The 24,725-nt window shown below is 61.5% G+C and carries 27 protein-coding genes and 1 pseudogene; 15 read left to right on the forward strand and 13 right to left on the reverse strand.

Going from position 1 to position 24,725, the window contains the following annotated elements:
* The 6 genes and pseudogenes from IV091_RS04635 to IV091_RS04660 all read left to right on the forward strand — a co-directional run.
* Positions 1–434, forward strand: a pseudogene (locus IV091_RS04635) (acyl-CoA dehydrogenase family protein); the annotation flags it as partial.
* A 15-nt stretch (positions 435–449) separates the two neighbouring features.
* Complete coding sequence (locus tag IV091_RS04640; RefSeq protein WP_293465767.1) at positions 450–1,427, forward strand: acyl-CoA dehydrogenase family protein; 978 nt, start codon at positions 450–452, stop codon at positions 1,425–1,427.
* Between the two features lie 309 nt (positions 1,428–1,736).
* Positions 1,737–2,486, forward strand: a complete 750-nt coding sequence (locus IV091_RS04645; protein WP_293465770.1) for an electron transfer flavoprotein subunit beta/FixA family protein — start codon at positions 1,737–1,739, stop codon at positions 2,484–2,486.
* A gap of 22 nt (positions 2,487–2,508) precedes the next feature.
* Positions 2,509–3,441 (forward strand): electron transfer flavoprotein subunit alpha/FixB family protein, encoded by a 933-nt coding sequence (locus IV091_RS04650; RefSeq protein WP_293465772.1) that lies wholly within the window; start codon positions 2,509–2,511, stop codon positions 3,439–3,441.
* A 28-nt stretch (positions 3,442–3,469) separates the two neighbouring features.
* On the forward strand, positions 3,470–3,673 hold the full coding sequence (locus tag IV091_RS04655; protein WP_293465774.1) for a hypothetical protein: 204 nt from the start codon (positions 3,470–3,472) through the stop codon (positions 3,671–3,673).
* Positions 3,674–3,728: 55 nt separating this feature from the next.
* On the forward strand, positions 3,729–4,589 hold the full coding sequence (locus IV091_RS04660) for an SDR family oxidoreductase (RefSeq protein ID WP_293465777.1): 861 nt from the start codon (positions 3,729–3,731) through the stop codon (positions 4,587–4,589).
* 74 nt (positions 4,590–4,663) lie between these two features.
* Here the strand turns inward: IV091_RS04660 and IV091_RS04665 are convergent, their stop codons facing one another.
* The 3 genes from IV091_RS04665 to IV091_RS04675 all read right to left on the reverse strand — a co-directional run bounded on the left by IV091_RS04665 (position 4,664) and on the right by IV091_RS04675 (position 6,705).
* Complete coding sequence (locus IV091_RS04665) at positions 4,664–5,623, reverse strand: VOC family protein (protein ID WP_293465780.1); 960 nt, start codon at positions 5,621–5,623, stop codon at positions 4,664–4,666.
* A gap of 69 nt (positions 5,624–5,692) precedes the next feature.
* The gene (locus tag IV091_RS04670) at positions 5,693–6,451 is read right to left on the reverse strand and encodes an SDR family NAD(P)-dependent oxidoreductase (RefSeq protein WP_293465783.1); all 759 of its coding nucleotides are present in this window, start codon (positions 6,449–6,451) and stop codon (positions 5,693–5,695) included.
* A gap of 29 nt (positions 6,452–6,480) precedes the next feature.
* Positions 6,481–6,705, reverse strand: coding sequence for a ferredoxin (locus tag IV091_RS04675; protein WP_293465785.1), 225 nt, complete (start codon positions 6,703–6,705; stop codon positions 6,481–6,483).
* A 298-nt stretch (positions 6,706–7,003) separates the two neighbouring features.
* Between IV091_RS04675 and IV091_RS04680 the strand changes: the two genes are divergently transcribed.
* The 5 genes from IV091_RS04680 (at position 7,004) to IV091_RS04700 (ending at position 11,809) form a co-directional block, all read left to right on the forward strand.
* The gene (locus IV091_RS04680; protein ID WP_293465787.1) at positions 7,004–7,825 is read left to right on the forward strand and encodes an IclR family transcriptional regulator; all 822 of its coding nucleotides are present in this window, start codon (positions 7,004–7,006) and stop codon (positions 7,823–7,825) included.
* Between the two features lie 201 nt (positions 7,826–8,026).
* Entirely contained in the window at positions 8,027–9,334 is a 1,308-nt protein-coding gene (locus tag IV091_RS04685) for an amidohydrolase family protein (RefSeq protein ID WP_293465790.1), read from the forward strand.
* Between the two features lie 141 nt (positions 9,335–9,475).
* The gene (locus IV091_RS04690; RefSeq protein WP_293465793.1) at positions 9,476–10,279 is read left to right on the forward strand and encodes a crotonase/enoyl-CoA hydratase family protein; all 804 of its coding nucleotides are present in this window, start codon (positions 9,476–9,478) and stop codon (positions 10,277–10,279) included.
* Positions 10,280–10,323: 44 nt separating this feature from the next.
* Entirely contained in the window at positions 10,324–11,448 is a 1,125-nt protein-coding gene (locus tag IV091_RS04695; RefSeq protein WP_293465796.1) for an acyl-CoA dehydrogenase family protein, read from the forward strand.
* A gap of 37 nt (positions 11,449–11,485) precedes the next feature.
* A complete protein-coding gene (locus tag IV091_RS04700; RefSeq protein ID WP_293465799.1) occupies positions 11,486–11,809 on the forward strand; it encodes a 2Fe-2S iron-sulfur cluster-binding protein in 324 nt (107 codons plus the stop codon).
* A 200-nt stretch (positions 11,810–12,009) separates the two neighbouring features.
* On the opposite strand, the gene IV091_RS04705 is transcribed toward IV091_RS04700, so the two are convergent.
* From IV091_RS04705 to IV091_RS04715, 3 genes are all read right to left on the reverse strand, one after another.
* On the reverse strand, positions 12,010–13,284 hold the full coding sequence (locus IV091_RS04705) for a cytochrome P450 (RefSeq protein ID WP_293465802.1): 1,275 nt from the start codon (positions 13,282–13,284) through the stop codon (positions 12,010–12,012).
* A 173-nt stretch (positions 13,285–13,457) separates the two neighbouring features.
* Positions 13,458–14,162 (reverse strand): TetR/AcrR family transcriptional regulator, encoded by a 705-nt coding sequence (locus tag IV091_RS04710; protein ID WP_293465805.1) that lies wholly within the window; start codon positions 14,160–14,162, stop codon positions 13,458–13,460.
* 86 nt (positions 14,163–14,248) lie between these two features.
* Entirely contained in the window at positions 14,249–14,977 is a 729-nt protein-coding gene (locus tag IV091_RS04715; protein ID WP_293465808.1) for an SDR family oxidoreductase, read from the reverse strand.
* 200 nt (positions 14,978–15,177) lie between these two features.
* Here IV091_RS04715 and IV091_RS04720 point away from each other — a divergent pair, with 200 nt between their 5' ends.
* The 4 genes from IV091_RS04720 to IV091_RS04735 all read left to right on the forward strand — a co-directional run bounded on the left by IV091_RS04720 (position 15,178) and on the right by IV091_RS04735 (position 17,819).
* Positions 15,178–16,209, forward strand: a complete 1,032-nt coding sequence (locus IV091_RS04720) for a hypothetical protein (RefSeq protein WP_293465811.1) — start codon at positions 15,178–15,180, stop codon at positions 16,207–16,209.
* 205 nt (positions 16,210–16,414) lie between these two features.
* On the forward strand, positions 16,415–17,014 hold the full coding sequence (locus tag IV091_RS04725; RefSeq protein ID WP_293465814.1) for a glutathione S-transferase family protein: 600 nt from the start codon (positions 16,415–16,417) through the stop codon (positions 17,012–17,014).
* A gap of 35 nt (positions 17,015–17,049) precedes the next feature.
* Positions 17,050–17,397 (forward strand): nuclear transport factor 2 family protein, encoded by a 348-nt coding sequence (locus IV091_RS04730; protein ID WP_293465817.1) that lies wholly within the window; start codon positions 17,050–17,052, stop codon positions 17,395–17,397.
* An 11-nt stretch (positions 17,398–17,408) separates the two neighbouring features.
* Complete coding sequence (locus IV091_RS04735) at positions 17,409–17,819, forward strand: nuclear transport factor 2 family protein (protein ID WP_293465819.1); 411 nt, start codon at positions 17,409–17,411, stop codon at positions 17,817–17,819.
* A 163-nt stretch (positions 17,820–17,982) separates the two neighbouring features.
* Here the strand turns inward: IV091_RS04735 and IV091_RS04740 are convergent, their stop codons facing one another.
* From IV091_RS04740 to IV091_RS04770, 7 genes are all read right to left on the reverse strand, one after another.
* Entirely contained in the window at positions 17,983–19,164 is a 1,182-nt protein-coding gene (locus tag IV091_RS04740; protein ID WP_293465821.1) for an MFS transporter, read from the reverse strand.
* The gene (locus IV091_RS04745) at positions 19,154–19,663 is read right to left on the reverse strand and encodes a carboxymuconolactone decarboxylase family protein (protein WP_293465823.1); all 510 of its coding nucleotides are present in this window, start codon (positions 19,661–19,663) and stop codon (positions 19,154–19,156) included. Before IV091_RS04745 ends, IV091_RS04740 begins: the two co-directional genes overlap by 11 nt.
* A gap of 13 nt (positions 19,664–19,676) precedes the next feature.
* On the reverse strand, positions 19,677–20,849 hold the full coding sequence (locus tag IV091_RS04750) for a thiolase family protein (RefSeq protein WP_293465825.1): 1,173 nt from the start codon (positions 20,847–20,849) through the stop codon (positions 19,677–19,679).
* On the reverse strand, positions 20,846–21,748 hold the full coding sequence (locus IV091_RS04755; protein ID WP_293465828.1) for a 3-hydroxyacyl-CoA dehydrogenase: 903 nt from the start codon (positions 21,746–21,748) through the stop codon (positions 20,846–20,848). The genes IV091_RS04750 and IV091_RS04755 overlap by 4 nt, the downstream gene beginning before the upstream one ends.
* A 13-nt stretch (positions 21,749–21,761) precedes the next feature.
* On the reverse strand, positions 21,762–22,613 hold the full coding sequence (locus tag IV091_RS04760) for a fumarylacetoacetate hydrolase family protein (RefSeq protein ID WP_293465831.1): 852 nt from the start codon (positions 22,611–22,613) through the stop codon (positions 21,762–21,764).
* Entirely contained in the window at positions 22,610–23,704 is a 1,095-nt protein-coding gene (locus tag IV091_RS04765; protein WP_293465834.1) for an amidohydrolase family protein, read from the reverse strand. The genes IV091_RS04760 and IV091_RS04765 overlap by 4 nt, the downstream gene beginning before the upstream one ends.
* A gap of 220 nt (positions 23,705–23,924) precedes the next feature.
* Positions 23,925–24,698 (reverse strand): TetR/AcrR family transcriptional regulator, encoded by a 774-nt coding sequence (locus IV091_RS04770; protein ID WP_293465837.1) that lies wholly within the window; start codon positions 24,696–24,698, stop codon positions 23,925–23,927.
* Between the last annotated feature and the right edge of the window lie 27 nt (positions 24,699–24,725).

Raw genomic sequence — 24,725 nt, forward strand, 5'->3', positions numbered from 1 at the left:
CACAGGTCAATGCCGAACTGGCCTTCGAGCGCAGCGGCCCGGAACGCATCTATTCGAGCATCGTGCTGCTGGAGCACTGGATCAGCTGTCTGCGAAAAAGTCCTGATCCCCAAGTCTACGCCGCCACTATCGGGCGCTTTGCCACCCACCTGGCGACGCTGCGCAACATGTCGATTGCCGTTACCAGCAAGCTGGTCAATGGCGAAAGCCCGGTGGTCGAAGCCGCGCTGATCAAGGACATCGGGACGGAATTCGAGCAAAGCATTCCGTCCCTCATCGAAGCGGCCATCGCCATGGACCCGCAGGCACCGGTCGATGCCGACCTGTACCGGACCGTGGCTTATGTCAGCCAGATTGCCCCTACTTACTCCCTGCGCGGCGGCACGCGCGAGATCCTGCGCGGCATGATCGCGCGTGGTCTGGGCTTGCGCTAAGAAAGAACAAAACCCATGTTTGCAGAAGCCATCGAAGACATTCTCAAAGACCAATGCACGCCGGTTGTGGTGCGTTCCATTGAGGCGGGTAGCTCACCCACCGCCTTATGGGAATCCCTGGCGGGTGCCGGATTTCTGGAACTTCTGGCCACTGAAGCTGACGGCGGGGCCGAACTTTCCCTGGCCGAGCTGTTTCCGATTCTGAGCCATTTTGGACGCTACGCGGTGCCGGTACCGGTGGCGCAGACCATCGTCGCCCGGGCGCTGGTCGCGTCACAGTTCGCGATACCGCCGGGCATGATCACGCTGGCCGCAGGCGTCCGGCGCAACACCGACGCGAGCATGACCTGCGCATTGGTACCGTATGGAATGATGGCTGACTTCGTGCTGGCCAATGATGGCGATACATTGCTGCTGCTGCATTGTGCCGCAGCGCAGCGCCAGGCCACGGGTGTGCATCGCAGCCTGACGGCAAACCTCACCTGGCAAAACGACAGCGAAGTGATCCGCGCTGCGCAAGGCGGCGCGCTGTTACCAAGCTTTTCAGCAGCGCTGCATGCGGCCCTGCTTAGCGGCGCCATGAACCGTTTGTTTGAAATGACACTGCAGTATTGCAACGACCGCAACCAGTTCGGCAAGTCGCTCGGCAAATTCCAGGCGGTGCAGCACCAGCTGAGTGTGATGGCCGAGCACACGGCCGCCGCGTCGATTGCCGCAGAAGCGGCCTTTCAGGGCGCCGGGAAAACACCGTCCCTTTTAGCCGCGGCGATGGCCAAGTCACGCACCAGCGAAGCGGCCGTGCTGGTCGCCGCGACCGCCCATGCGCTGCACGGCGCGATTGGGGTCACGGAAGAATATGACCTGCAATTGCTGACCCGGCGCCTGCATGAGTGGCGCATGAGCCATGGGTCGGAAGCCTACTGGAACCGGGTCGTCGGCGAGCATGTCCTGAAGGGCGATATGTCGCTTTCGGATTTCATTCGCACCGTGTAATTTCCTCAATGCACCATGGGTCGTGCCTGGAAATTATCCGGGCCACACACCCGTTGATCGCGATCTATCTGATTCAAACCCGGAGAAATTCCCCTGACCTTCAATCACGGCGCTCAAGACACCTGATAGCTTTTGCTACCAAATTTATAGCTGCTTTTGCATACCCGTCTTTCACTAAAGTCATATTTGATGCTAAAACTTTGTTTGCTGGTTAAAACGAGTGCTTCCTCAATACGTTGATGGTCATTTATCAGAGAGTTGGTCAACGGCAGTTCTTCAACTGAATTCATTACTTTTTTAAAGCACCCTATGAAAATCATTGTCCCCGTCAAGCGCGTCGTCGATTACAACGTCAAGGTCCGCGTCAAGAGCGACGGCTCGGGCGTTGACATCGCCAATGTCAAGATGAGCATGAACCCGTTCGACGAGATCGCCATCGAGGAAGCCGTTCGGCTCAAGGAAAAGGGCGTCGCCACGGAAGTCATCGCCGTCTCGTGCGGCGTGCTGCAGTGCCAGGAAACCCTGCGCACCGCCATGGCGATTGGCGCCGACCGCGCCATCCTGGTCGAGACCGCCGAAGAACTGCAGCCGCTAGCCGTGGCCAAGTTGCTCAAAGCGCTGGTCGATAAAGAGCAACCCCAGCTCGTGATCCTGGGCAAGCAGGCCATCGACGACGACTGCAACCAGACCGGCCAGATGCTCGCTGCCCTGCTGGGCTGGGGCCAGGCGACATTCGCCTCGAAAGTCGAAGTGCTTGAGGGCGTGGCTAAGGTCACGCGCGAGGTCGATGGCGGCCTGGAAACTTTGTCGCTCACGCTGCCGGCAATCATCACCACCGACCTGCGCCTCAATGAGCCGCGCTACGTCACGCTGCCCAACATCATGAAGGCCAAGAAAAAGACGCTGGAAAACGTCAAGCCAGCCGACTTGGGCGTCGACGTGGCCCCACGCCTCAAGACGCTGAAGGTCAGCGAGCCGCCCAAGCGCAGCGCCGGCATCAAGGTGCTTGATGTCGCCGCGCTGGTGGACAAACTGCGCAACGAAGCCAAAGTCATCTAAACAAGAACGGAGCACCCCTACCATGACCGCTTTAGTCATTGCAGAACACGACAACGCCAGCATCCGCCCGGCGACTTTGAACACCGTGACCGCCGCCAGCCAGTGTGGCGGCGACGTGCATGTGCTGGTGGCCGGCCTGAACGCCAGCGCCGCTGCGCAAGCCGCCTCCACAATAGCCGGCGTCACCAAAGTCATCCATGTCGAGGGCGAGCACTTCGCCCACGGCCTGGCCGAGAACATGGCCGCGCAGGTGGTGGCCCTGGCCGGCAGCTACAGCCACATCCTGTTTCCCGCCACGGCCAGCGGCAAGAACATCGCCCCGCGCGTCGCGGCGCTGCTCGACGTGGGCCAGATTTCGGACATCACCAAGGTTGATGCCGCCGACACCTTCGAGCGCCCGATCTACGCGGGCAACGCCATTGCCATCGTGCAGAGCCTGGACGCGGTCAAGGTCATCACGGTGCGCACCACCGGCTTTGACGCCGCCGCTGTCACCGGCGGCGCGGCAAGCATTGAAACGCAAAGTGGCGTGGCCGACAGCGGCAAGTCGTCCTTCCTGGGCAGTGAAATCGCCAAGAGCGACCGGCCCGAGCTGACGGCGGCCAAGGTCATCGTCTCGGGCGGGCGCGCGCTGGGTTCGAACGAGAAGTTCCACGAGGTCATGGAGCCGCTGGCCGACAAGCTCGGCGCCGCGCTGGGCGCAAGCCGCGCGGCGGTCGATGCCGGTTACGCACCCAACGACTGGCAGGTCGGGCAGACCGGCAAGATCGTCGCGCCGCAGCTGTACGTGGCCGTGGGCATCTCGGGCGCCATCCAGCACCTGGCGGGCATGAAGGACTCCAAGGTGATCGTGGCGATCAACAAGGACGCCGAGGCGCCGATCTTCGGCGTGGCCGACTACGGGCTGGAAGCCGATCTGTTTACCGCCGTGCCGGAATTGATCGCCGCGCTGTAGTTCGCCAAGCGAATTTGAGGAGAAGTCAATGGCCTTTCTACGCCAATGTCTGCAGGAGCTTCGAGCCCGGCAAGGTGACCAGAACGCACGCTTTTTAAATGATCCTGACAAGCCTGACCAGAGAAACTGTTTTGCCAACGGCAGTCAACTCCACTTGAGTTTGTCTGGCAAAAACCGCTTCTCAAACGGTAAGATCAAAGAAAATATAAACACATTTACAAATAGTGTTTAGACTAATAAATTAATCCCAAATGGGCTGAACCAGATGCCCAAGAAAGCGACCATTTATGCAGATTGATTTGAGCAACAAGCGGGTGATCGTGACAGGCGCTTCACGCGGCATCGGCCAGGCGATTGCGCGTGCCTTCGCAGCCGAAGGCGCATGCGTTGCGATTTGCGCGCGCAACGAAGCGGCCGTCAAGGCCGCAGGCGATGACCTCCAACTGTGCGGTGCGAAAGACGTGATCGCCCGGACGGTCAGTGTCACGGACACCGCCGGGGTCAAGGGTTTCGTCGAAGAAATCGCGGCCGCCTGGGGCGGTATCGACGTGCTGGTCAACAACGCCGGCCAGGGCCAGGGCGGCAATATCGACACGCTGACGCCGGAGCAAATCCTGGAGCATGCCAACGTGCTGCAAATGGGCCATTTCCGCTTTGTTCAGGCGGTGGTGCCACACATGCGCCAGCAGCGCTGGGGCCGGATCATCGAGATCAATGCGCTGGCCGGCGTGTACCCGACACCCGATGGCATTCCGTCGGTGGTCAACCGCGCGGCCTGCATCGCGATGTCCAAGTCACTCGGCATGTCGCTGGCAAAAGACAATATCCTGGTGAACACGCTGAACATGGGCTGGATAGACACCGGCCAGTGGGACCGCCATTTCAGGGAAATGCCGCCCGGCTGCACCCGCGAGGAATTCGACGCCATGGTGTTGAAGGTGGTGCCAATTGGCCGTTTCGGGAAACCCGAGGACGTGGCCGGCATGGCGCTTTTCCTGTCCAGCGAATATGCCAGCTTCATCAGCGCGGCATCCATCGAAATCGCTGGCGGCATGGGTGGCCAGATTGCCTATTACCCGACGCTCAAGCGTGATTTCCATGAAACCATCCGCCTGCGAGGTGAAGCGGCTGCCATTGCGCAGGAGTGATGGCGGGCAGCGGCGCCGCTGCCTACTGTTTCACATGAATTGAGATTCTGAAGGCTGGCGAAACCCGCCAGCCTTCAGGCGTTTTGGCGCAGGCGATTGAGGATGGCCAGACCTTCTTCATCAAGCACTTCTTCCGGCGTTCGGACGCTGGCGCCCAAAATGGGGCCGACCAGTTCATGACCCCAGGTGCTGAGCTTTTCCGGGTTCAACTCGAAACCGTCGTTGTGCCAGGGCTCCAGTTCGGTGATCACCTCGAACGCAAAGCCGCCCGGCGAGAAGTGATAGAACGACACATGCGGGTCCTGCACATGCGCACCCAGCGTCATCATCATCGGCAGCTGGCGCTTCTTGACGATGTCGTAGGTTTCCCCGACATCGCGCAGGCTCTTGACAAAAAGCCCGACGTGCTGGATGCCCGCCTTGTTGGGGCCATGGCCAAAGGCGATGTCGTGGCTGGTTTCGTTGTTCAGCTTGGCGCGGTAAAACGCGGTCTTTCCCTTGCCTGCGCCGGCGCCGTAGTAATGAAAGCCCATCAATTCAGTCAGGAAGCTCTCAAGCTCAGGCGGAAACTCCGGTGTGATGATGACCGCGTGGCCCATACCCCGTGCATCGGCCACGAAGCCGCCGTGCGGGCGGCCCGGCACAAAGGAGCGCGGCATCCACTTCTGGCCGTAGAACAGTTCGTGCTGGTTGCCCACCGGGTCACGAAAGCGGATCACTTCCTTGACGCCGCGAATCTCGCACAGCGCCGCGTCGCCAACCGTGACCTGCACTCCAGCGTCGCGGAATTTCTGCGTTGCCGCGCGAAATTCAAGCTTGCCCCGCGCTTCCCAGCCGACATAGGCCAGGCGGTCCACCTTGCCGGGATGAAACGCCAGCCGGTGGCGGCGGTCGTCCATGCGGAAATACAGCGAATCACGGTCAGCCTCGGGTGAAGGACCGATCTGAAAGCCCATCACTTCCGGCCCGTAGCTTCTCCAGGCGTCCAGATTGCTTGACTCGAAGCCGAGATAGCCCATGCCAATGATGTCCATGATGTCTCCTTGATGTCGTTTTGTCGATGCTTCGGACGCTTTGTGGCGTATTCCCGAAAGCGCAAGAGGTCAGACGGCGAGCATGCCGCCGTCAACCACGATGTCGGTGCCGGTGATGTAGGAAGCCTCGTCAGAAGCAATGAACAGCGCGGTGGCCACCACCTCGTCGGATTCGCCGGGCCGCTCCATCGGAACACCGTCGAGCAATATCGAGCGTGTGGCCGGGTTGCTCAGGAAAGGCAGGGTTCCCGGCGTGGCAATCACGCCCGGGCTGATGCTTACCGCACGGATGCGGCTCTTCACGCCCTCGATCGCCATCTGGCGCGTGACCGCCACGACCCCGGCCTTGGCCGCCGAATGGGCGCCGATACCGGTGACCGTGGATGCACCCCAGGCAGCCACCGACGAGATGTTGATGATGACGCCCCCGCGCACGGCCAGGTGCGGCCACGCATACTTGGTGGGAAAGAAAACAATGTCCAGCTCATTGCGCAGCGTGTACTGCCAGTCCTCTATAGACATGTCAGCAATCGAGGCAAAGCGCGCGGCAGATGCGTTGTTGTAAAGAATGTCAATGCGTCCGTATTCGGCCACCGCCGCTTCAACCCAAGCACTGGCTTGCGCCGGGTCGCCAAGATCGACGCTGCCGCTGCCCGCCATCTGAAGACCCTCGGCCTGCATCAAATCCAGCGTTTCCTGCTGGGCACTGGCGTTCAGGTCGCAACCGAACACCTTGGCACCTTCGCGGGCAAAGCGCAGCGCCGCTGCCCTGCCTTGACCGCCACCCGTTCCGCTGATCAGCGCAACCTTGCCTTCAATACGTCCCATGGGATTCAAACTCGCTTTCACCCGACGGGTTATTCTGGAACGATCTCGACAGCCAGTGCCTCGGCAGGACAGGCAGCGGCACCTTCGCGGGCCTCTTCTTCAAGCTCCGGGGGCACGACGTCAGTTTCCAGATAGACAAGACCGTCAGCATCGAGCTTGTAGACCTGCGGGCACAGTTGGGCGCACAAGCCATAGCCACAACACCGGCTGCGGTCTGCGCTAACGCGAAGCACCATCTTTTTGTCAGAACTCATGTCATCTCCTTTGGCTTGTGGCAAGTCTTCATCAGACAAAGTATATGCACATTTATTGATAAAGTGTTAAGCACTGTATAGGTACAAACCCTTTCAACAGGCCGCTCGACCTTCTGTGCAGAGTAGATAAGACTTCCTGCACGGCAATTCACATATCAGACCAAGTTTCTGTATATAGAATCGTGTTAAAACGGCAAGACACGTCACCGAGCAAGCATCCGAAACAAAGGCTTTCTGCATGCGGTACATGCAGAGTCCCTCCCATAACGGCCAAACCATGAACCCTAAAACCACCGCCATGGAATTACACGCAACACCCAGGGGAAAGCCCAAATCCAAGACAGTCCTGCCGGCCGAGGGAAAATCTGCAACGCGGGCCGTCATTGTCCGGCCCGTCGTCAATGCCGTCAGCATCCTGCGTTATCTCGCCCAGACCGGAACGCCCGAGCGCGCCGCCGACATTGCGCGCCACTTGTCGATCAATTCCAGCACCTGCTTCAACATCCTGCGAACCCTGGTTGCCGAGGACGTCGTCGATTTCAACCCGCTGTCAAAGACCTACTCGGCCGGGCTGGGGCTGGCGCGGCTGGTCGAGCAGCTGGTGACGCGTGGCCAGCGCATTGAACTGGCTTCCCCGTTGATGCACGACCTAGCTGCCGAGTTTGGCGTCACAGTGACGCTCTGGCGACGGCTGGGCACCGACCGCATCGTGCTGATCAGGTCAGAGTCCAGCCCGACCAACCTGCATATCAACATGCCTACCGGGCAGCGCCTGCCCATCCTCATGGGCGCCAGCGGCAGACTGTTCACCGGCCGGCTCGGACTGGACGACGAACAGATACGCGAAGCGTTCGAGCAGATCCGCTGGGCCCGGCCGATTTCCTTCGACAGTTACCTGGCGGAAGTCAACCTGGCCCGGCGCCGTGGCTGGGCCAGCGATGACGGCTACTTCGCCAACGGAGTTCTTGCCATTGCTGCACCTGTCTGCGATCCGAGCGGCAACATTGCCTTCACCGTGTCCACGGTCATGATTCGCGGGGACCGCGACGAAGCTCAAGTTGAAACCCTGGGCGAAGCGGTGCGCGACCTGGGGCACCGGCTGGAATCCATCCTGTTCTGAATCCCCTGACTTCAGCTCAGCCTTGTCACGGCAAGTCAGGCGCGCTCACGTCATCGTTAACCCTAGGTTTGCTGTTTTTAGCTGATTAATATGAACAGATAGTTTGATTATGTTCAGAACTTTGGCTAACATAGCCAGCACGAACGCAATATCAACCTGGCCAGCCGACCCACGGCGGCCTTTTACTCCTAGGGGCACTCGATGAAACTGGACGACCTGATTCTGGTCAGCGTGGACGACCACGTGATTGAACCGCCAAACGCCTTTACCCGCCATATGCCGGCGAAGTACAAAGGCCGCGAACCCAAGGTCGTGAAGGCCAATGGCCGCGACGTCTGGGTTTTTGAAGAAATCGCCACCGGCTACATGGGCCTGAACTCTGTCGTCGGCCGGCCCAAGGAAGAGTACGGCATGGAGCCGCTGGGCTACGACCAGATGCGCCGGGGAACCTTTGACATCAAGGCGCGCGTGGAGGACATGAACGCCAATGGCGTGCTGGGCTCGCTGTGCTTTCCGACCTTCCCCGGTTTTGCCGGCCAGCGCTTCCAGAGCTACCCCGACAAAGGGGTTTCACTGGCCGCCATCCAGGCCTACAACGACTGGCATTTCCACGACTGGTGCAGCGCCGCACCGGGCCGCATGATCCCGGTGATGATCGTTCCCTGGTGGGACATGCAGGCCGCAGCGGCCGAAGTCGAACGCATGGCCAAGCTCGGCGTGCATGCCCTGACGCTGTCCGACAACCCGACGGTCCATGGCTTCCCCTCGATTCACAATGACCGCTGGGACCCGCTGTGGAAAGCTTGCGCCGACAACAACGTCGTGATCTGCTGCCACATCGGCACCGGCGTCAAGGCGGCTCATGCCTCCGACGAATCGCCCATCGACGCCTGGATCACTTCCATGCCGATCTCGATTTCCAATTCGGCGGCCGACTGGATCTGGGCGCCCATGTGGAAGAAGTTCCCCAAGCTGCGCATGGCGCTGTCCGAAGGCGGCATCGGCTGGATTCCCTACCTGCTGGAGCGGGCCAACTTCACGCACCAGCACCACAATGCCTGGACGATGTCGAACTTCGGCGACAAAAAACCGAGCGACATCTTCAACGAACACATCATCACCTGCTTCATCGAAGATGAATTCGGCCTGAAAAACCTCGATTCGCTGAACGTTGACAAGGTGACCTGGGAATGCGACTACCCGCATTCCGACTGCACCTGGCCCGAGTCGGCCAATGTGTTCTGGCGCCAGTCCCAGCATCTGCCCGATGACGTGATCAACAAGATCACCCACCTGAACACCATGCGCGAGTTCTCGTATGACCCGTTCGCCATTTTGGGGCGTGAAAACTGCACTGTCGGCGCCCTGCGCGCCCAGGCCAAGCATGTGAGCATCGAGCCGGCATTGGGCATGGGCGGCGCGGCTCCCCTGCGCGACCCGAACAAGCCCGTCACGTCGGGCGACATCAACAAGATGTTCGAGGCGGCTGACGCGCAAACGGCGCTGTAAAACGCTGTCCACGCAGCGATCCCGGGTCCATTGCGGAGCCAAGGGTCGCTGCGTTCCGGCCAGGCCGGCACAGTCACGCTGTGGCCAGCCATCATTTCGGGCAGTCTTGAACTAGCCCGCCCGTTTTTTGAAAGCAAGCCCATGAGCCAGCCTTTTCTGATCATTGAGCGCGATGGCGGTGTCGTCACCGCCCGCATGAACCGGCCCGAGACGCGCAACGCGCTGACCGAGCCGGCGCAGATGCTCGAACTGGTGGACCTGTGCCACCAAGTCCGGCGCGACAGCTCGATCAAGGCCCTGGTGCTGACGGGCGAAGGCAGCGCCTTTTGCGCCGGCGGCAATGTCAAGGACATGCGCGACCGGGGCGGCATCTTTGCCGGCTCGCCTTTTGAGGTGCGCGAAAGCTACCGCAACACCATCCAGCAGATTCCCCTGGCGCTGTACGAACTCGACGTGCCGGTCATCGCCGCCATCAACGGCCCGGCCATTGGCGCCGGTCTCGACCTGACCTGCATGTGCGACATCCGCATTGCATCGGACAAGGCGCTGTTTGCTGAAAGCTTCGTCAAGGTCGGCATCGTGCCAGGCGACGGCGGCGCCTGGCTGCTGCCGCGCGTCATCGGCATGCAGCGCGCCAGCCTGATGGCCTTCACCGGCGACACCATCGACGCGGCGAAGGCGCTCGAATGGAGCCTGGTCGCCGAAATCGTTCCCGCCGACCAGTTGCAGGCCCATGCCCAGGCGCTGGCCCAGCGCATCGCCGGCAATCCTTCGCATGCGCTGCGCCTGACCAAGCGGCTGTTGCGCGAAGGCCAGCACATGCGGCTGGACTCGCTGCTCGAACTCTCGGCCGCCTACCAGGCGCTGGCGCACCACACCGACGACCATCTGGAAGCGGTGAACGCCTTCCTGGACAAGCGCAAGCCTGTCTATAAAGACCGCTGAACGCGGTCCGCCCTCCCCCTTCAGTTGACCTCCAGGACATGACCATGCGATCTGTATTCCGCGAAGACCACGAACAATTCCGCGAACAGGCGCGGCGCTTCATCGACAAGGAAATCGTGCCACACCTGCACGAGTGGGAGCATGCCGGCATCGTGCCGAAAGACATCTGGCGCATGGCCGGCGAAATCGGCCTGCTGTGCTCCACCGTGCCGGAAGAATACGGCGGCGCTGGCGGCGACTTCGGCCATTCGGCGGTGATGATCGAGGAACTGGCGCGCGTCAATGCCACCGCCATCGGCTTCACGACGCATTCCGAAATCGTCGCGCCTTACATCGTCGCCTACGGCACCGAAGAACAAAAACAGCGCTGGCTGCCGCGCATGGTCAGCGGTGAGCTGATCGGCGTGATCGCGATGAGCGAGCCCGGCATCGGCAGCGATTTGCGCTCGATGCGCACCACGGCCCGCCGCGAGGGCGATGACTACATCGTCAACGGCCAGAAAACCTTCATCACCAATGGCGGCAATGCCGGGTTGATAGTCACCGCGACCAAGCTCGACCCGCAGGCCAAGGACCTGACGCTGATTTGCGTCGAAGAAGACCGCCCCGGTTTTTCCAAGGGCAAGCTGCTGGAAAAGATCGGCCTCAAGGGCCAGGACACGTCGGAACTGTTTTTCGACAATGTGCGCGTCCCGGCAGAAAACCGGCTGGGCGAAGAAAACCAGGGCTTCAAGTACCTGACGCACCAGCTGGCCTGGGAACGCACCATCATCGGGATTCGCGCGGCGGCTTCGGTCGAGGCGCTGCTCGACGAAACCATCCAGTACACGCGCGACCGCAAGGTCTTCGGCAAGACGGTGTTCGACTTCCAGAACACCCGTTTCAAGCTGGCCGAAGTCAAGGCGCAGGTCACCATGCTGCGCGTGTTCGTCGACGATTGCCTGGCCAAGGCGATGCGCAACGAGCTGTCGGCAGAGGTCGGCGCGATGTGCAAGCTGCTGGGCTCCGAGATGCAGGGAAAACTGCTCGACGAGTTGCTGCAGCTGCACGGCGGCTACGGTTTCATGAGCGAATACAAGATCAGCCGCGCCTGGGTCGATGCCCGCGTGTCGCGCATCTATGGCGGAACGTCCGAGATCATGAAGGAAATCATCAGCCGGTCACTGTAGTTCGCCGCGGCCCGTCCAATTCATCAGGAGATAAAAAATGCCCCAACTTTCATACATCAGCCATCTGGGCCTGCGCTCGGACATCGAGGTCCAGCCAGGCGGCACCGTCATGCAGAACGCGCTGGAGCGCGGCCTGGCCGGCATCAACGGCGACTGCGGCGGCGCCTGCCAGTGCTGCACCTGCCACGTCTATGTCGAAGAATCCTGGCTCGCCAGGCTGCCGCCCATGGAAGAGATGGAAGATGCCATGCTGGACTGCACGGCCGAGCCGCGCCGCCCGAACAGCCGGCTGTCGTGCATGCTGACAATGGGCGCGGAACTCGACGGACTGGTCGTGCACCTGCCCGCGACCCAGAATTAGAGCGTCACCACCTAAAGTTGAATCGTGGAATTCAAGGTGCCCGGCCACTTTTTGCTACTTAATTCATAGCTGCTCGCGCAATACATGCCTGCGCAAGAGGCCTATTTGATGCTAAAAAGTCGTCTACTGGTTAAAACGGTTTCGCTCCAAGCCTCACGGCAGATGCACAAGAACAAAAGGCGACATCATGTCGCCCTTTTTCAGTCCCAGATCACTGGCAGTGAATGCGGCCCGCGCAGCTGGGCACCGACAATCTTCGGCGCCGGCTTGCTCGGGTCAAGCCGGATATTGGGCAGCAGGTCCAAAATGGCATTCACCGCCACCTGCAACTCGGACTTGGCGATGAACTGGCCGATGCACATGTGCGGGCCGAAGCCGAAGCCGAACGACGGCTTGGGTTTGCGGTCGATGTCGAAGGTTTCGCTGTTTTCATAAGCGTCTTCGTCGCGGTTGGCCGACGAGACAATGCACTGGACCATCGCACCTTTGGGAATCTGGAAACCGCCAATTTCAAGGTCTTTCGCGGCCTGGCGGACCTTGAAGGTTGCGACCGGCTCAAAGCGCACCGCCTCGTCAATCGCCTTGCCCACGAGGCTGCGGTCGTTGCGCACACGTTCGAGCACCGCCGGGCGCTCCAGCAGCAGCGTCATCAGCGAGCCAAACGTGCGCGTGGTGGTCTCGCCCGCAGCCGGCAGCAAGGAACGCACAAACGTGGTGACTTCGTGGTCATCGAGCTGGCGCCCCTCGTACTCGGCACGGAGCAAGCGGCTGATCAGGTCGTCGCCCTGCGCGCCGTCCTTGCGGACTTGCTCCACGGCGATCTTCACCCCGTCGTACAGCGACTGGGCCGCTTCCATGGCGGCTTTTCGCGCCATCGCAGCCTTCTCGGCATCGACTTGCGGGCCGGCCAGGATGGCCAGCGCCCAGGCCGCGTACTGCTGGATCTGCTCGGGCCGGTTGTCGGGAAAGCCGATCAGCGAGTAGATCAGCCGGATCGGGAAATGCAGCCCGAAATCCATCAGGTCGGCTTGCTTGCCCGGCAGCATGGGCAGGATGTACTCATTGCGCACAATGGGGTCCATCTTGGTATCGCGCCAGCGGTTGACCACATCGGGCATGAAGACAGGTTGCAGCAAGGCGCGCGCCTTGCGGTGTTCGTCGCCGTCCATTCCGGTCAGAATCAGGCCGTCGAAAAATGCCCCCAGCCCTTCGGCAATGAAGCCGCTGGTGAAGTTGGTGGCGTCGCGCAGCACCGCCATCACATCCTTGTACTTGAACAGCGTGAAGGTCGGCCGGTTGGCATCCAGGCCGGCAATGCTGGGAACGCCCAGCCGGGCCATGAAGTTCTCGGCGATCACCGGCGAATTCTTGCGCATGTCACGGTAGATCGCATGCAGATCCACATCGCTGCCCTTGTAGTTGTCGGCTACACCGGCATAAGCGCTCTCAAGCGTGGTCGTTTCAGGCTTGCTCATCAGGTCTCCTTAATGGTTGATGTGCTGAGTTCAAAGGGATCAACAATGGATTGGTCCCTTGTCAATGAAATTATATTGAACACATAATTCAATTGTGACTCACTTAAATTCGGAATACAAGCGTCGATCTACCGAATCGACCGCTACTTTCCTACTGACTTTCATTGCTGCGCTCATATTTCGCAGGCTGGGTGCTGGTCGTGCAGGGCGGGCCGCTGCAACACGGGACGGTTGCCCGCCAGGATGGAGGCCAGAACAAAATCAACCGAGAACTGGCGCCAGGCGGCAATACCTCCGGGCGAAGTCGTGTCAAAGCCGGCGACTGCCGACACGGTGTAGCGATTGGTGAACCCTCCGGTCGTGACCAGGGCCGAGGCAGCGCAAAACAGGCGTGCATCGACGCCTTGCTGGAATTCGCCGCTGGCCGCGCCGCGCCGCAGGATGCGCTCCATCTGGGTCACCAGGGCCGGCGCCATGTCGCTAAAGTGGTTGCGATGGACCACGTTGTGTTCGTGAAAGCGCAAACCCTCCTGCGCCAGCGCACCCAGTGCCGGGTCGCTGCGGTACTGGTCAAAGGAATGCTCCAGCAAAACGCGCAGGGCAACGGTAGGCGGCAGGTGATCGAGTTCCAGCGCCAGCAGATCGGCCAGCACATCCTGCGCCGACTCGTCCAACACGCTGGCGAACAGTTCTTCTTTGCTGCTGAAGTAGTGGTAGACCAGCTGCTTGGTCACGCCTGCGGCGCGTGCAATCTCATCCACGCGCGCACCTGCCAGGCCTTTCTCGGAAAACGCCTGGCGCGCCTCCTTCAGCAACCGGGTGATCGTTGCGCGCTTCTTGGAGGGTGACGTGGTTGTCTCGGCATCGGAAAGGGGCATGGCGTGGCAATCTCGGTGAAGCATGGCAACCCTGCGGCCCATTGCCTGCGTCGCCAGCCGGCCCATTTTAGGCCGGCGTTGCCCGCTCAGAAACTCTGCGACAACGGCCGGACCACGATTTCATTGACGGCCACCTGATCCGGCTGGCCGATGGCATACACCACCGCATCGGCAATGGCATCGGCGGAGATCGCGCCTTCATACAGCTTTTGCGCCCGCTCCTTGAAAGCCGGAATCGTGATGCTCTCGGTCAGTTCGCTGGCCACCAGTCCGGGGCAGATCGTGGTCACCCGGACCTTGCCAACGCATTCCTGGCGCAAGCCTTCGCTGATGGCGCGCACCGCGAACTTGGTGCCCGAGTAGACCGCACTTCCCGGGCCGACCGTCAGCCCGGCGACCGATGAGATGTTGATGATGTGTCCGCTGCCCTGCGCCAGCATGCCGCCCAGCACCGCATGGATGCCGTGGAGGACACCCTTGATGTTGACGTCGATCATGCGGCTCCAGTCGTCAACGCAGCCCTGCGCCAGCATTGAAATGGGCATGATGCCGGCATTGTTGATCAGCACGTCGATGCGGCCAAAGCGCTCGCGTGCCGCCGTCGCCAGCGCTTCGAGTTCCTCCACCCTGGTCACATCAGCCGCTGCCCAGAGCGTGTTTTCGCCGAATTCTTCGGCCAGCCGGGCCAGGCGGTCGGTGCGCCGCGCCGCCAGCACCAGCCTGGCGCCATGCTGCGCCAGCCGGCGCGCGCAGGCCTCGCCGATGCCGCTGCTGGCGCCGGTGATCATCACAACTTTGTCTTGAATTAAATCCATGTCCTTGTCTCCTTTTTCAATTAAATGATTTGCCCCGGGCTTACCCTGATGCCATCAAGTAAATTTATACACTAATCTTAAATTTGTTTAATGAAAATTTGATCTGGGGTCAAACGATGGCTGCGTGCACAGCGTAATCCATCGATAGACTGCCTCGCATCAACCTTAAAAATCACCCAAGTGATCAGGACTTTACGGACATGAAGCATTTCAAGACCCTTCCCGAGCGCGGTGACTTTGCCTACCAGGTGCTGGTGGCGCCGCACCAGGTCAGCGGCCGTGCGATGCACGATCTGCGCGGCTTTTTCGGCCTGAAGATCACCAAGGGCATGCCGTTTGGCTGCGTGCGCGACGACGAGGGCGAGATTTACGCCTTTGTGCGCGCCGTCAATGAACCCGGCAGCACGCCGAACCCGACCAAGTTCATCTACCAGTCCACCCGGCTGGACGGCGAGCATCTGCGCATCGACAAGTCACGCATGACGCCGCGCGCCATGACGCTGTTTCCCCAGCGCTGGCTGGACGGCGACACCGCCTGCTGGTCCAGCCTGGAAGGCGAGCCGGGAACGCCCTGGAACATCCGGGCCGGCGCCGACGGCATCCGCTGGCAGGAGGACGGGTTGTTCGACCTGAGCGGACCGCTGATGGGCAACGGGATGCAGTGGTATTTGCCCGGCGTGGAATGGGGAACCTTCTACGTCTCGCAGATTTTCGACATCGCCGGCACCTGCGATGGCCGGCAGGTCAAGGGCATGATGGTTTTCGACCAGGTGTACATGGCCGAAGGCGGCGCCGTCCACTTCAAGAAAGACCTGGTGGTCAACAACCACATGCATGTGCTCTGGTGGTCTTTCGCGACGATTTACCAGGACGGCAGCTGGGATGTCGGCTCCTTCATGGTGGGCCATGACAACCTGGGATACGCCATTTTTCAGAATGACAAGGGCGAGATTCGCACCACTACCGACATCGAAGCCAGTGTGAGGCACAAGGAAGGCAGCTATTTCGTCGAAAGCGCCTGCATCGTGCTCGATGGCCAGGAGGAATGGGAATTCTTGCCCTGCCCCAAGGGCGAAATGATCGACTTTGTGGGCGGCTTCCCGATCACTGCGCAACAGGAAGGCCGCTGGCGCCGCGTCGGCGACACCCGCGAACCCGACCGCTGGTTCGGCTGGGGCGAATCGGATTGCCGCAACGGCACCGCGCGCAATGTGCGTGGTGCTGATCTTTGACCCGTCAAGACAAGTCCGACGGGAACGCAAGTCCTGACTTGAACCGCCAGTCCATGAAATGACAAGAACAGACCGCAAACAAAGGCCAGAGGAAGGGAATAACCATGCTTGGGAAATATAAAGAAATGCTCTGTCATCAGACACCGACGACATTTGACTGTGTTGAGGACACCGGCGAGAGCCTGAAAACTGCTAGCACCAAGCCATGTTGATGCTCTACCATGCCCCCGGATCGTTCTCGTCGCGCATCTTGTGGCTGCTCGAAGAATTGGGCGCCGATTATCAGGTCGAAGTGGTCAGCTACCCTGAGGCTGACGGCAGCCATGCCGATCCACGCAACCCGCATCCCCATGGCTACACCCCGGCACTGGCGCACCAGGGCCAGGTGGTCACCGAAACGGGCGCCATCGCGCTCTACCTGACTGACCTGTTTCCGCATGCCGAAGTGGGCGTGCCGGTGGGCCACCCGTTGCGCGCCCGCTACCTCACCTGGCTGTTCTACCAGGTCGGCCTGACCGAACCCCTGGTTTACATGAAGGGCAAGAAACTGCTGGAACAAGACGCGGCCATGTCACATTTGAACGACGCGATGATGGAGCACATCCACACCATATTGGCTTCCGGCTCCTACATCCTGGGTGAGCGTTTTACCGCAGTGGACATTCTTTACATGAGCCTGTTTGAGCAAGCACGCCCGTTGTTGGGGCCCAGCGTGGTGCTCGATGCCTACCTGGCCAGGGCTGATCGCCCCGCACGCCAGCGTGCCATTTTGAAAGACCTGTCTTGTGGACCGCGCGCTGCCTAGCCGAACACTGATCTTTAACCACCATCGAGAAAAACATGGAAAAACAAGCCATCGCGGATTTTTTACACGCCCAGGTCAAGGCCTGGAATGCGGGCGACAAGGAGGGCTTTTTCGCCGCCTACGCAAAGGCAGCGCCCAACGGCCTGCAGATTGAATATGTCGGCCGGCCGATGAGCGACGGCTGGCCGGTGCTGGAAGGCATGTGGGCGCAGCAAAGCGCCAAGATTGAAATCGAAGAAGTGCTGATGATCATCAATGGCGATGAAGCGGCCTGCCACAACCGCAACAAGGTGCGCGGCACGGCGATGGCCATTGAGACCATCGAGTTGTACAGCTTTGACGCCGGCCGGGTCGTCGTCCGTTATTTCATCCAGCAACCCTGAGCGCCAGCACCATGAACAATATTGATCAAGCCCGTATCGAGAACTTCATGACCGGCCAGGTGGCAGCGTGGAACCGGCATGACAAGGCTGGCTTCATGGCCCTGTACCGGGAAATGGCACCCGAATTGCTGGACATCCAGTACGCCGGCCGGCCCCGGCAGGAAGACGGCTGGCTGGTGATCGAGGAGATGTGGGACAAGCACAACCACCAGATCACGCTGCAAGTGGGCATGACCATCATCAACGGCCATGAGGCGGCGGTCCAGCATGGCAACCTGATCAATGGCACGGACCAGTCGATTGAGAGCATTGAGACCTACCGCTTTGAGCCGGGGCGGCTGTATGTCTGCTACTTTCTCAAGCCACCGGCAGGCGAAACGGTAGATACCAGCCAGTTCAGGGGATTTGCGGACGCGCCCTGAACCTGCTGACGAAAAACCACCTGGCTTGCAATCAAGGTGTTTAAGACAGCCAGCAGTCTTTGCTACTGAATTAATAGCTGCTTGTACAGTTTGTGCCTGCGCCAGAGGCCTATTTGATGCTTTAAAATTGTTTGCTGGCCATCAAAAACCAATGCGCTCCAATTCAGGAGGCCCTGGGCAGGCGCATGGCCTGCCAGGCCCCCAGAGACAGCACGGCACCGGTGACCCAGAACACGGGCGCCACCCCGAGCGCAGCGCCTATGGCGCCAAACGTCAGCGGCATCACCAGCGTGGACAAATGGACAAAGGTCGTGCGCAGGCCTATCGCTTCGCCCTGGCGATCCGGTGGCGTGACCTGGTGCAGCGTGGACATCACCGCCGGCTGAATTGCGCCTAAGGCGATACCCAGCAAGGCGGCACAGCCGGCCATGGCCCAGGCGCTATCGAGCAGCGGATACACCCCGAACATGGCCGCCGTCATGGCCAGCGCAACGCCCATCATCAGGCGCGGTGACAAGCGTTCGGCCACCATCGGGATCAGCAGGCGAACGGCCGCAGAAGCAATGGCATAAGCGGCCAGCACCATGCCGATGGCCGAGGCGCTCAAGGCCCGTTCGTGGCCCAGGATGGGCAAGGCGAAGCTGTGCGCATCCCAGGTCGCGGCAATCAGCCAGTTGATGAACAGCAGGCGCCGGTAGTCGGGCAGGCGCAGCAGGTCCCAGGCTTTTGCAGGCGGTCCTGCGTTAGCCGACTTTGGCTTTGGGACGATGTCTTCGCGCGGCACCCAGCGGGTGAACACCAGCGTCAGCAGCGGCAGCAGCGCCAAGGCCGCAAAGGCAGTGCGAAAACCGGCATGGTCAATCAGCACGCCGGCCATCATCGGCCCGGCAAAGTTGGCGATGGCGGGCGCCAGGGCAATCCAGCTGAAGATACGCAGCCGCTCTGCCGGATTGCGGGCCAGCCGGCCGGCACTGCGCTGCAGCGCGATCATGCCCAGGCTGGAGCCTGCGCCGACCAGCAGCGCGGCGATGCACAGCGCCAGAAGATGCCCGGACGATGCGGCCACCAGCGCCCCGGCGAACGACAGCGCCAGAGCCAGATGCACCGGCCGGTGATAACCGAGGCGGTCGGCCATGCGCCCGGCCGGCAGCGCCAGTAACACCGGAAGCACCGCAAACAGGGCCATGAGCATGCCCAGAACGGTGGCACCCAGTCCCTGCTGCAGCGCTTGCAGGGGAATCGCCATGCGGGCGCCATTGAGGCAACCGTGCAGGCCCACCTGGCAGGCCACCAGCGCCATCACGGTCGATCGGCTGATGTCAGCCGTCGCCGCTTCAGGCTTCATAGGCGCGCTGCGCTTGGGTCATGCGGCCACCGGCCAGCATCAGCGCGCAAAACATGTTGAGTTCCACCACTTCCGGGGTCGTGAAATAGAGGGCCAGTTCGGCAAAGATGGTTTCATCAATCGACAGCGGGTCCGACGCAAACAGTTCGGCATAGCGCAGGGCAGCACGTTCAGTCGCGCTAAAACGAGCGTCCTCCGAAGAGAGGCAGGCGATATCCGTCTCACTCACTTCACCGCTTTTGCGCGCGACCTGGCAGGCGCGGCAGGTGGTGAAGGCGGAAATGCGCAACCGCACCAGTTCGCGCAGCCGCGCATCGAGAATGCCGTGGATGTGCATCTGGTCCAGCGTGGCCAGCCAGGCCTGCGCAAGCGCCGGGCGGTGCGCCCACACCTGGATCGGCAGCGTGGAGCTGAGCATGCGGGTCTGCACGCCCCGCTCCACCGCTTGCGCCAGCGCCGGCGGAAAATCCGCCAGCGGAATCATCGGCAGCAAAGCCATGGCCGGTGCCGGGCTAGAGTCGCTCAATGATGGTGGCCGTCGCCATGCCACCGGCGCAGCAGATCGTCTGCAGGCCGTAGCGGGCGCCACGGCGCTCCATCTCATGCAGCAGCGAGGTCATGATGCGCGCACCGCTGGCACCCAATGGATGGCCGAGCGCGATGGCGCCGCCATTCACGTTGAGCTTTTCGTGCGACACGCCGACTTCCTTCATCCAGACCAGGGGCACTGGCGCGAAGGCTTCGTTGACCTCGAACAGATCGATGTCGTCGAGCGTCAGCCCGGCCTTGACCAGCACCAGCCGCGTCGCAGCAATCGGGCCGGTCAGCATCAGCGTCGGGTCAGAGCCGACCGTGGCGACGGCTCTGACACGGGCGCGCGGCTTGACGCCCAGGGATTGAGCCTTGTCGGCCGACATCAGCAGCAGCATGGCCGCGCCATCGGAGATTTGCGACGAATTGCCGCCGGTCAGGCGGCCGTCGGGGCGAAAGCTGCTTTTCAGCGTGGCCAGCTTCTCGGCGGCTGTGCCGGGGCGAATGGTTTCGTCGGCGACAAACAGCGGAGCGTCGCCTTCGAGTGATTTTTCCCGCAGTTGGGCCACCGGCACCGGAACGATCTCGCTCTTGAACCAGCCTGCCGCCGCCGCTGCGGTGGCTCGGCGATGGCTTTCCACCGCAAACGCATCGAGCGATTCGCGACTGAGCTGCCACTTATCGCACAGGCGCTCGGCGGCTTCGCCCTGGCCGGTCAGTTCATAGCGCCCAGCAGCCATCCAGCCGAAAGCCTCGCCATGCAGGTCGCGGTTGCTGCCCATGGGAACGCGGCTCATGTTTTCAGCGCCGCCAGCCACCACCACGTCGGCCGCGCCGCAGGCGATCAGGCCAGCCGCCACATGCACGGCCGCTTCGCCCGAGCCGCATTTTCGGTCAATCGTCAGGCCGGGAATCGACACCGGCCAGCCAGCACCGAGCAGCGAGGTACGGGCGATGTTGGCCGACTGCTCGCCGATTTGCGTGACGCAGCCGAAGATCACATCGTCAACCACCTCGGGGCTCAGGCCGACGCGCTTGACCAGTTCGTCAATTACCAGCGCGCCCAGATGGTCGGCGCGAACGCCGGCCAGGCTGCCCCGGAACTTGCCGACCGGCGTGCGCGCGGCGCCGACAATCACGACATCGCGGCTCACAGCGCGCTTCCCTTCATGCCGGAGCCCGGCACGCGCTGGCCGTTTTCATACTTGTAGACGCCGTGGCCGGTCTTGCGGCCGTAACGCCCGGCCGCGACCATCTTGATGATCAGCGGGCACGGGCGAAACTTGTCGCCCAAAGTCTGGTGCAGGTATTTCAGCACCGCCAGCCGGGTGTCCCAGCCCGTCAGGTCGCCCAGTTCGAGCGGACCCATCGGGTGATTGAATCCCAGGCGCAGCGCAGTGTCGATGTCCTCGGCGGTGGCAGTGCCTTCCTGCAGCATCCACATCGCCTCGTTGCCGGCCAGCGCCGACATGCGGCTGGTGGTCAGGCCGGGCGACTCGCTGACCACGATCGACTGCTTGTTGATCGCTTCGCAATATGCGCGCATCGTCGCCACGGTTTCGTCGCTGGTGGCCAGGCCGCGCACCAGTTCGACCAGCTTCATCTTGTGAACCGGATTGAAAAAGTGCATGCCCACCACGCGTTCCGGAGAAGCGACTGCCGTGGCGATTTCGGTGACGCTCAGGGCCGAGGTGTTGGTCGAATAAATCGCGTTGTCGGCCATTTCGGCCGCCGCCTGCGTCACCACGGCCTTTTTGACCGCCAGGTTTTCCGACACGGTCTCGATTAGCAGGTGCGCGCCCGCCGCTGCGGCGGTCAAGTCGGGCTGCATCGCAAGGCAGGACTTGGCCGCCTCGGCGGCCGCCGCCTCAATCTTGCCGAGCTTGACGCCGTCATCGAGGATCTTGTGAATCGCCTGTTGCGCACGGTCCAGCGCCTGGCCGTTGCTGTCCACCAGCGTGGTTGCAAAGCCGGAAGCGGCAAAGGCGTGGGCAATGCCGGTGCCCATCAGCCCGGCCCCGACCACCACCACTTTATTGTTCTGTAAGCTCATATTTTTTCTCCGTTCATGCAGGTTCGATGGCCGAGACCGTGTTGCACAAGGTGCCGATGCCCTCCACGCTTGCCTCCACCACATCGCCAGGGTTAAGGAAGCGGCCGGTGCCATGGCCGGTGCCCTCGGGGGAACCGGTGAACAGCACGTCGCCGCATTCAAAAGTCGAGCGCTCGTCAACGAAGCGCACCAGTTCGGCCACGTCCCAGGTCATGTCGCCAGACGAGGCATCCTGACGCGTCTCGCCGTTGACCTTCAGGCGCAGGCGCAACTTGGGACTGCCTTCGGGGAACTCATCACGCGTGACGATCCACGGCCCAAGTCCTGTCGTGCGGTCCTGGCTTTTGGCCGCGAACAGGTCCATGCCGACGCCAGGCGGCCCGCTGCGTTGCAGGTCTCGCGCGCTGACGTCGTTGCCGACGGTGTAGCCCAGCACGCTAGACAGCGGGTTCTGGCGATCCACCTTCCCAGCGCCAATCACCGCCACCAGCTCGACCTCATGATCGAGTTCGCGGGTCAATGGTGGGTAGCGGATCGGGTCGTTGGCCCCGATCAGCGCGCCATAGGCTTTCAGGAATGCAATCGGCTGGTGGTGCGACTTCATGCCAAAGTCGGCCGCCAGGTGTTTGGCGTAGTTGGCGCCAGCCACCATCACGCGGTTGACTTTCTCGATGGGCGGCAACAACCGAACGCCGGCCAGCGGCCGGGCCGGGCCGGCCATCTGCAGCGCGCTAGCGCCTTCGCCGCGCGTCAGCGCGGGCGCCCAGTCGGCAAACGCACCGGCAATCGGCGTGACTTCGCCGCGCTCGGTGTTCACCACGGCCCAGAACGGCGCAACGCCGTCTGTGCAGCGTGCGATTTTCATGCGCTCACCGCTGGCTTGGTGGCGGTTGCGCCGACTTTGGCGGGGTCCAGATGCAGCAGCTCGCAGGCGTTCTTCCAGCGAATTTTTTGCAGGTCGTCATCCGACAATTTCAGCCCATCGGTCAGGTCGTGCCGGATGGCGTCGCTGCCGCCAAAGTTGCTGCCGTACAGGATGCGATCGGCGCCAATGACCTCGATCAGCGCCTGGCGCATGGGCAACTCGTGCAGCTCGACGTCGAAATAGAAGTTGCGCAGGTAGTCCAGAACGGGTTTTTTGTTGTGGAATACATCCAGGTTCGGGTTGGTCTGCGCCAGACGGCCAAGCTGGTAGGGCACAAAGCCACCGCCGTGGGTGATGTACACCTTGAGCTTGGGGAAACGGTCAAACACGCCGCCATTGACCAGGTACCAGAAGGCCTTGGTTTCGTCGTAGTTCATGCCGACGATGGCTGTGGTCTCGTAGCGGTCGGTGTTGGCCTTGTCGCCCCAGGTGACCGACTGGTTGTAGCCATGCACGAACATCGGCAGATCGAGGTCGCACAGCGCTTCCCAGACCGGGTCCATCTCCTTGGAGTCGAATTCCAGGCCGCCGAAGTTCGAGCCGCCCGCGCCCAGGCCCTTAGCGCCCAGCTGGGTGCAGGCACGGCGGATTTCCTTAGCCGCTTCCACCGGATTCTGCAGGGGAGCCTGGGCCCAGTACATCAGGCGGTCAGGCGCTGCCGAGCAGTATTCGGCCAGGACATCGTTGACCTTCTGGGCAAACGGAATCGCGTAGTCCAGTTCGGTCCAGTACATGTAGCAGTGCGACGGCACCGACACCACCTGGGCGTTCTGGCCGGCGGCATCCATGCCGGCCAGGCGGGTGTTGGGATCGCGCCAGCGCGAGGTGTATTCATTGACGCTCAGCGCCTTGCCTTCGGCTTTGGCCTTGCGCAGCGCAGCCTTGCGCTCGGGCGCGCCCAGGCTCAGGATCCAGTCGCCAACGCGCAGCTTGATGTCGCCGTCGGGTTGCGACTCAAAGGCCGGTCCCCAGTACGGGTCCTGGTCGTAATAGTCGGGATGCGGTGCATGGGCATGAAGGTCGATAAGCATGGAGGTCTCCTGAGTAATGTGGGCGCGGCTTGTGAGGCCGCGAAGGGCTTGCCAGAACCGCGATCAACACACCCCAGAGAAAATCCAGGAGATCGAAAACAGGTTCAGACGTGCGACATCATGCCAAGTTTAGTCATATTTTGCAAATGTGTTTAACTTTATTAAAATTTGCATGTTGAAGGCCTCCACATCACCTGCTAATTCCCCCTGACCGGCTCGTTCAGCGCCGGGCCAGTCCCCCACCGCCACGGCGCAGCGACTCGACCAGCCGTGCGATGCGCCTGGGCATGGCTCGCCGGTCGGAGTCGTCACCGATCAGGTGTTCACTGAGCATGAAGCGCACGATCAGCTCGCAGATCAACTCGCGATCGAGCTTGGAATCGAGGCGTTCATCCCAGGCATCGAACACCGGGCCGAGAAGGTCCTGAAAGCGAACCACGGCATCGTGAAAGATGCGCTTGAAAAACTTCAGCGCGAACTCCGGCGCCACCAGCAGCATGCGCCGCGAACGGCCGCTTGCCAGGTAGGCATCGACAAATTCGACCATCGTGGCGAACCGCTGATCCGGGTCGGTGCAGGGCGTCAGGGCTTCCGTCAGCGACTTGTGAAAATTCTCTCGCCTGTGCCTGGAAAACGCGTCGAGCAGTTCCTCCTGGGAGGCGAAGTAGCGATAGAAAGTCCCGCGCGACACGCCCGCCGTATTGCAGACCTCCAGGATGGAGATGCGATCTGCGCCCGATTTGAGAATCACCTCCTCGGTGGCCATGAGGATGTTGTCAACGGTTTGCTCGGAGCGGCGGTTGCCGCGTCGGCGCCGGGTTTCAATCGAAATCACGGCGGTTTCGGCCGGCTCTGCAGCCGTGACATCTGCGCTGCCCAAGGCTTTGGATGCCCGTGTTTCCATCGGCACCACGACAGGCGGCACAGGCTTGATCAGGGTTGCTGACCGGGTCTTCGGTTTGCTCACAACACGCTTGAGGGTTGGACTGTTCATTGGTTTCTTTCCTTAAAAAATTGTTTT

Source organism: Polaromonas sp. (assembly GCF_018780625.1).
Taxonomy (GTDB): domain Bacteria; phylum Pseudomonadota; class Gammaproteobacteria; order Burkholderiales; family Burkholderiaceae_C; genus Polaromonas.

Excerpts from the sequence above, each read along its gene's own strand:
- IV091_RS04640 (WP_293465767.1), top strand. The coding sequence starts at position 450 with ATGTTTGCAGAAGCCATCGAAGACATTCTCAAAGACCAATGCACGCCG.
- IV091_RS04645 (WP_293465770.1), top strand. The coding sequence starts at position 1,737 with ATGAAAATCATTGTCCCCGTCAAGCGCGTCGTCGATTACAACGTCAAG.
- IV091_RS04650 (WP_293465772.1), top strand. The coding sequence starts at position 2,509 with ATGACCGCTTTAGTCATTGCAGAACACGACAACGCCAGCATCCGCCCG.
- IV091_RS04655 (WP_293465774.1), top strand. The coding sequence starts at position 3,470 with ATGGCCTTTCTACGCCAATGTCTGCAGGAGCTTCGAGCCCGGCAAGGT.
- IV091_RS04660 (WP_293465777.1), top strand. The coding sequence starts at position 3,729 with ATGCAGATTGATTTGAGCAACAAGCGGGTGATCGTGACAGGCGCTTCA.
- IV091_RS04665 (WP_293465780.1), bottom strand. The coding sequence starts at position 5,623 with ATGGACATCATTGGCATGGGCTATCTCGGCTTCGAGTCAAGCAATCTG.
- IV091_RS04670 (WP_293465783.1), bottom strand. The coding sequence starts at position 6,451 with ATGGGACGTATTGAAGGCAAGGTTGCGCTGATCAGCGGAACGGGTGGC.
- IV091_RS04675 (WP_293465785.1), bottom strand. The coding sequence starts at position 6,705 with ATGAGTTCTGACAAAAAGATGGTGCTTCGCGTTAGCGCAGACCGCAGC.
- IV091_RS04680 (WP_293465787.1), top strand. The coding sequence starts at position 7,004 with ATGGAATTACACGCAACACCCAGGGGAAAGCCCAAATCCAAGACAGTC.
- IV091_RS04685 (WP_293465790.1), top strand. The coding sequence starts at position 8,027 with ATGAAACTGGACGACCTGATTCTGGTCAGCGTGGACGACCACGTGATT.
- IV091_RS04690 (WP_293465793.1), top strand. The coding sequence starts at position 9,476 with ATGAGCCAGCCTTTTCTGATCATTGAGCGCGATGGCGGTGTCGTCACC.
- IV091_RS04695 (WP_293465796.1), top strand. The coding sequence starts at position 10,324 with ATGCGATCTGTATTCCGCGAAGACCACGAACAATTCCGCGAACAGGCG.
- IV091_RS04700 (WP_293465799.1), top strand. The coding sequence starts at position 11,486 with ATGCCCCAACTTTCATACATCAGCCATCTGGGCCTGCGCTCGGACATC.
- IV091_RS04705 (WP_293465802.1), bottom strand. The coding sequence starts at position 13,284 with ATGAGCAAGCCTGAAACGACCACGCTTGAGAGCGCTTATGCCGGTGTA.
- IV091_RS04710 (WP_293465805.1), bottom strand. The coding sequence starts at position 14,162 with ATGCCCCTTTCCGATGCCGAGACAACCACGTCACCCTCCAAGAAGCGC.
- IV091_RS04715 (WP_293465808.1), bottom strand. The coding sequence starts at position 14,977 with ATGGATTTAATTCAAGACAAAGTTGTGATGATCACCGGCGCCAGCAGC.
- IV091_RS04720 (WP_293465811.1), top strand. The coding sequence starts at position 15,178 with ATGAAGCATTTCAAGACCCTTCCCGAGCGCGGTGACTTTGCCTACCAG.
- IV091_RS04725 (WP_293465814.1), top strand. The coding sequence starts at position 16,415 with ATGTTGATGCTCTACCATGCCCCCGGATCGTTCTCGTCGCGCATCTTG.
- IV091_RS04730 (WP_293465817.1), top strand. The coding sequence starts at position 17,050 with ATGGAAAAACAAGCCATCGCGGATTTTTTACACGCCCAGGTCAAGGCC.
- IV091_RS04735 (WP_293465819.1), top strand. The coding sequence starts at position 17,409 with ATGAACAATATTGATCAAGCCCGTATCGAGAACTTCATGACCGGCCAG.
- IV091_RS04740 (WP_293465821.1), bottom strand. The coding sequence starts at position 19,164 with ATGAAGCCTGAAGCGGCGACGGCTGACATCAGCCGATCGACCGTGATG.
- IV091_RS04745 (WP_293465823.1), bottom strand. The coding sequence starts at position 19,663 with ATGGCTTTGCTGCCGATGATTCCGCTGGCGGATTTTCCGCCGGCGCTG.
- IV091_RS04755 (WP_293465828.1), bottom strand. The coding sequence starts at position 21,748 with ATGAGCTTACAGAACAATAAAGTGGTGGTGGTCGGGGCCGGGCTGATG.
- IV091_RS04760 (WP_293465831.1), bottom strand. The coding sequence starts at position 22,613 with ATGAAAATCGCACGCTGCACAGACGGCGTTGCGCCGTTCTGGGCCGTG.
- IV091_RS04765 (WP_293465834.1), bottom strand. The coding sequence starts at position 23,704 with ATGCTTATCGACCTTCATGCCCATGCACCGCATCCCGACTATTACGAC.
- IV091_RS04770 (WP_293465837.1), bottom strand. The coding sequence starts at position 24,698 with ATGAACAGTCCAACCCTCAAGCGTGTTGTGAGCAAACCGAAGACCCGG.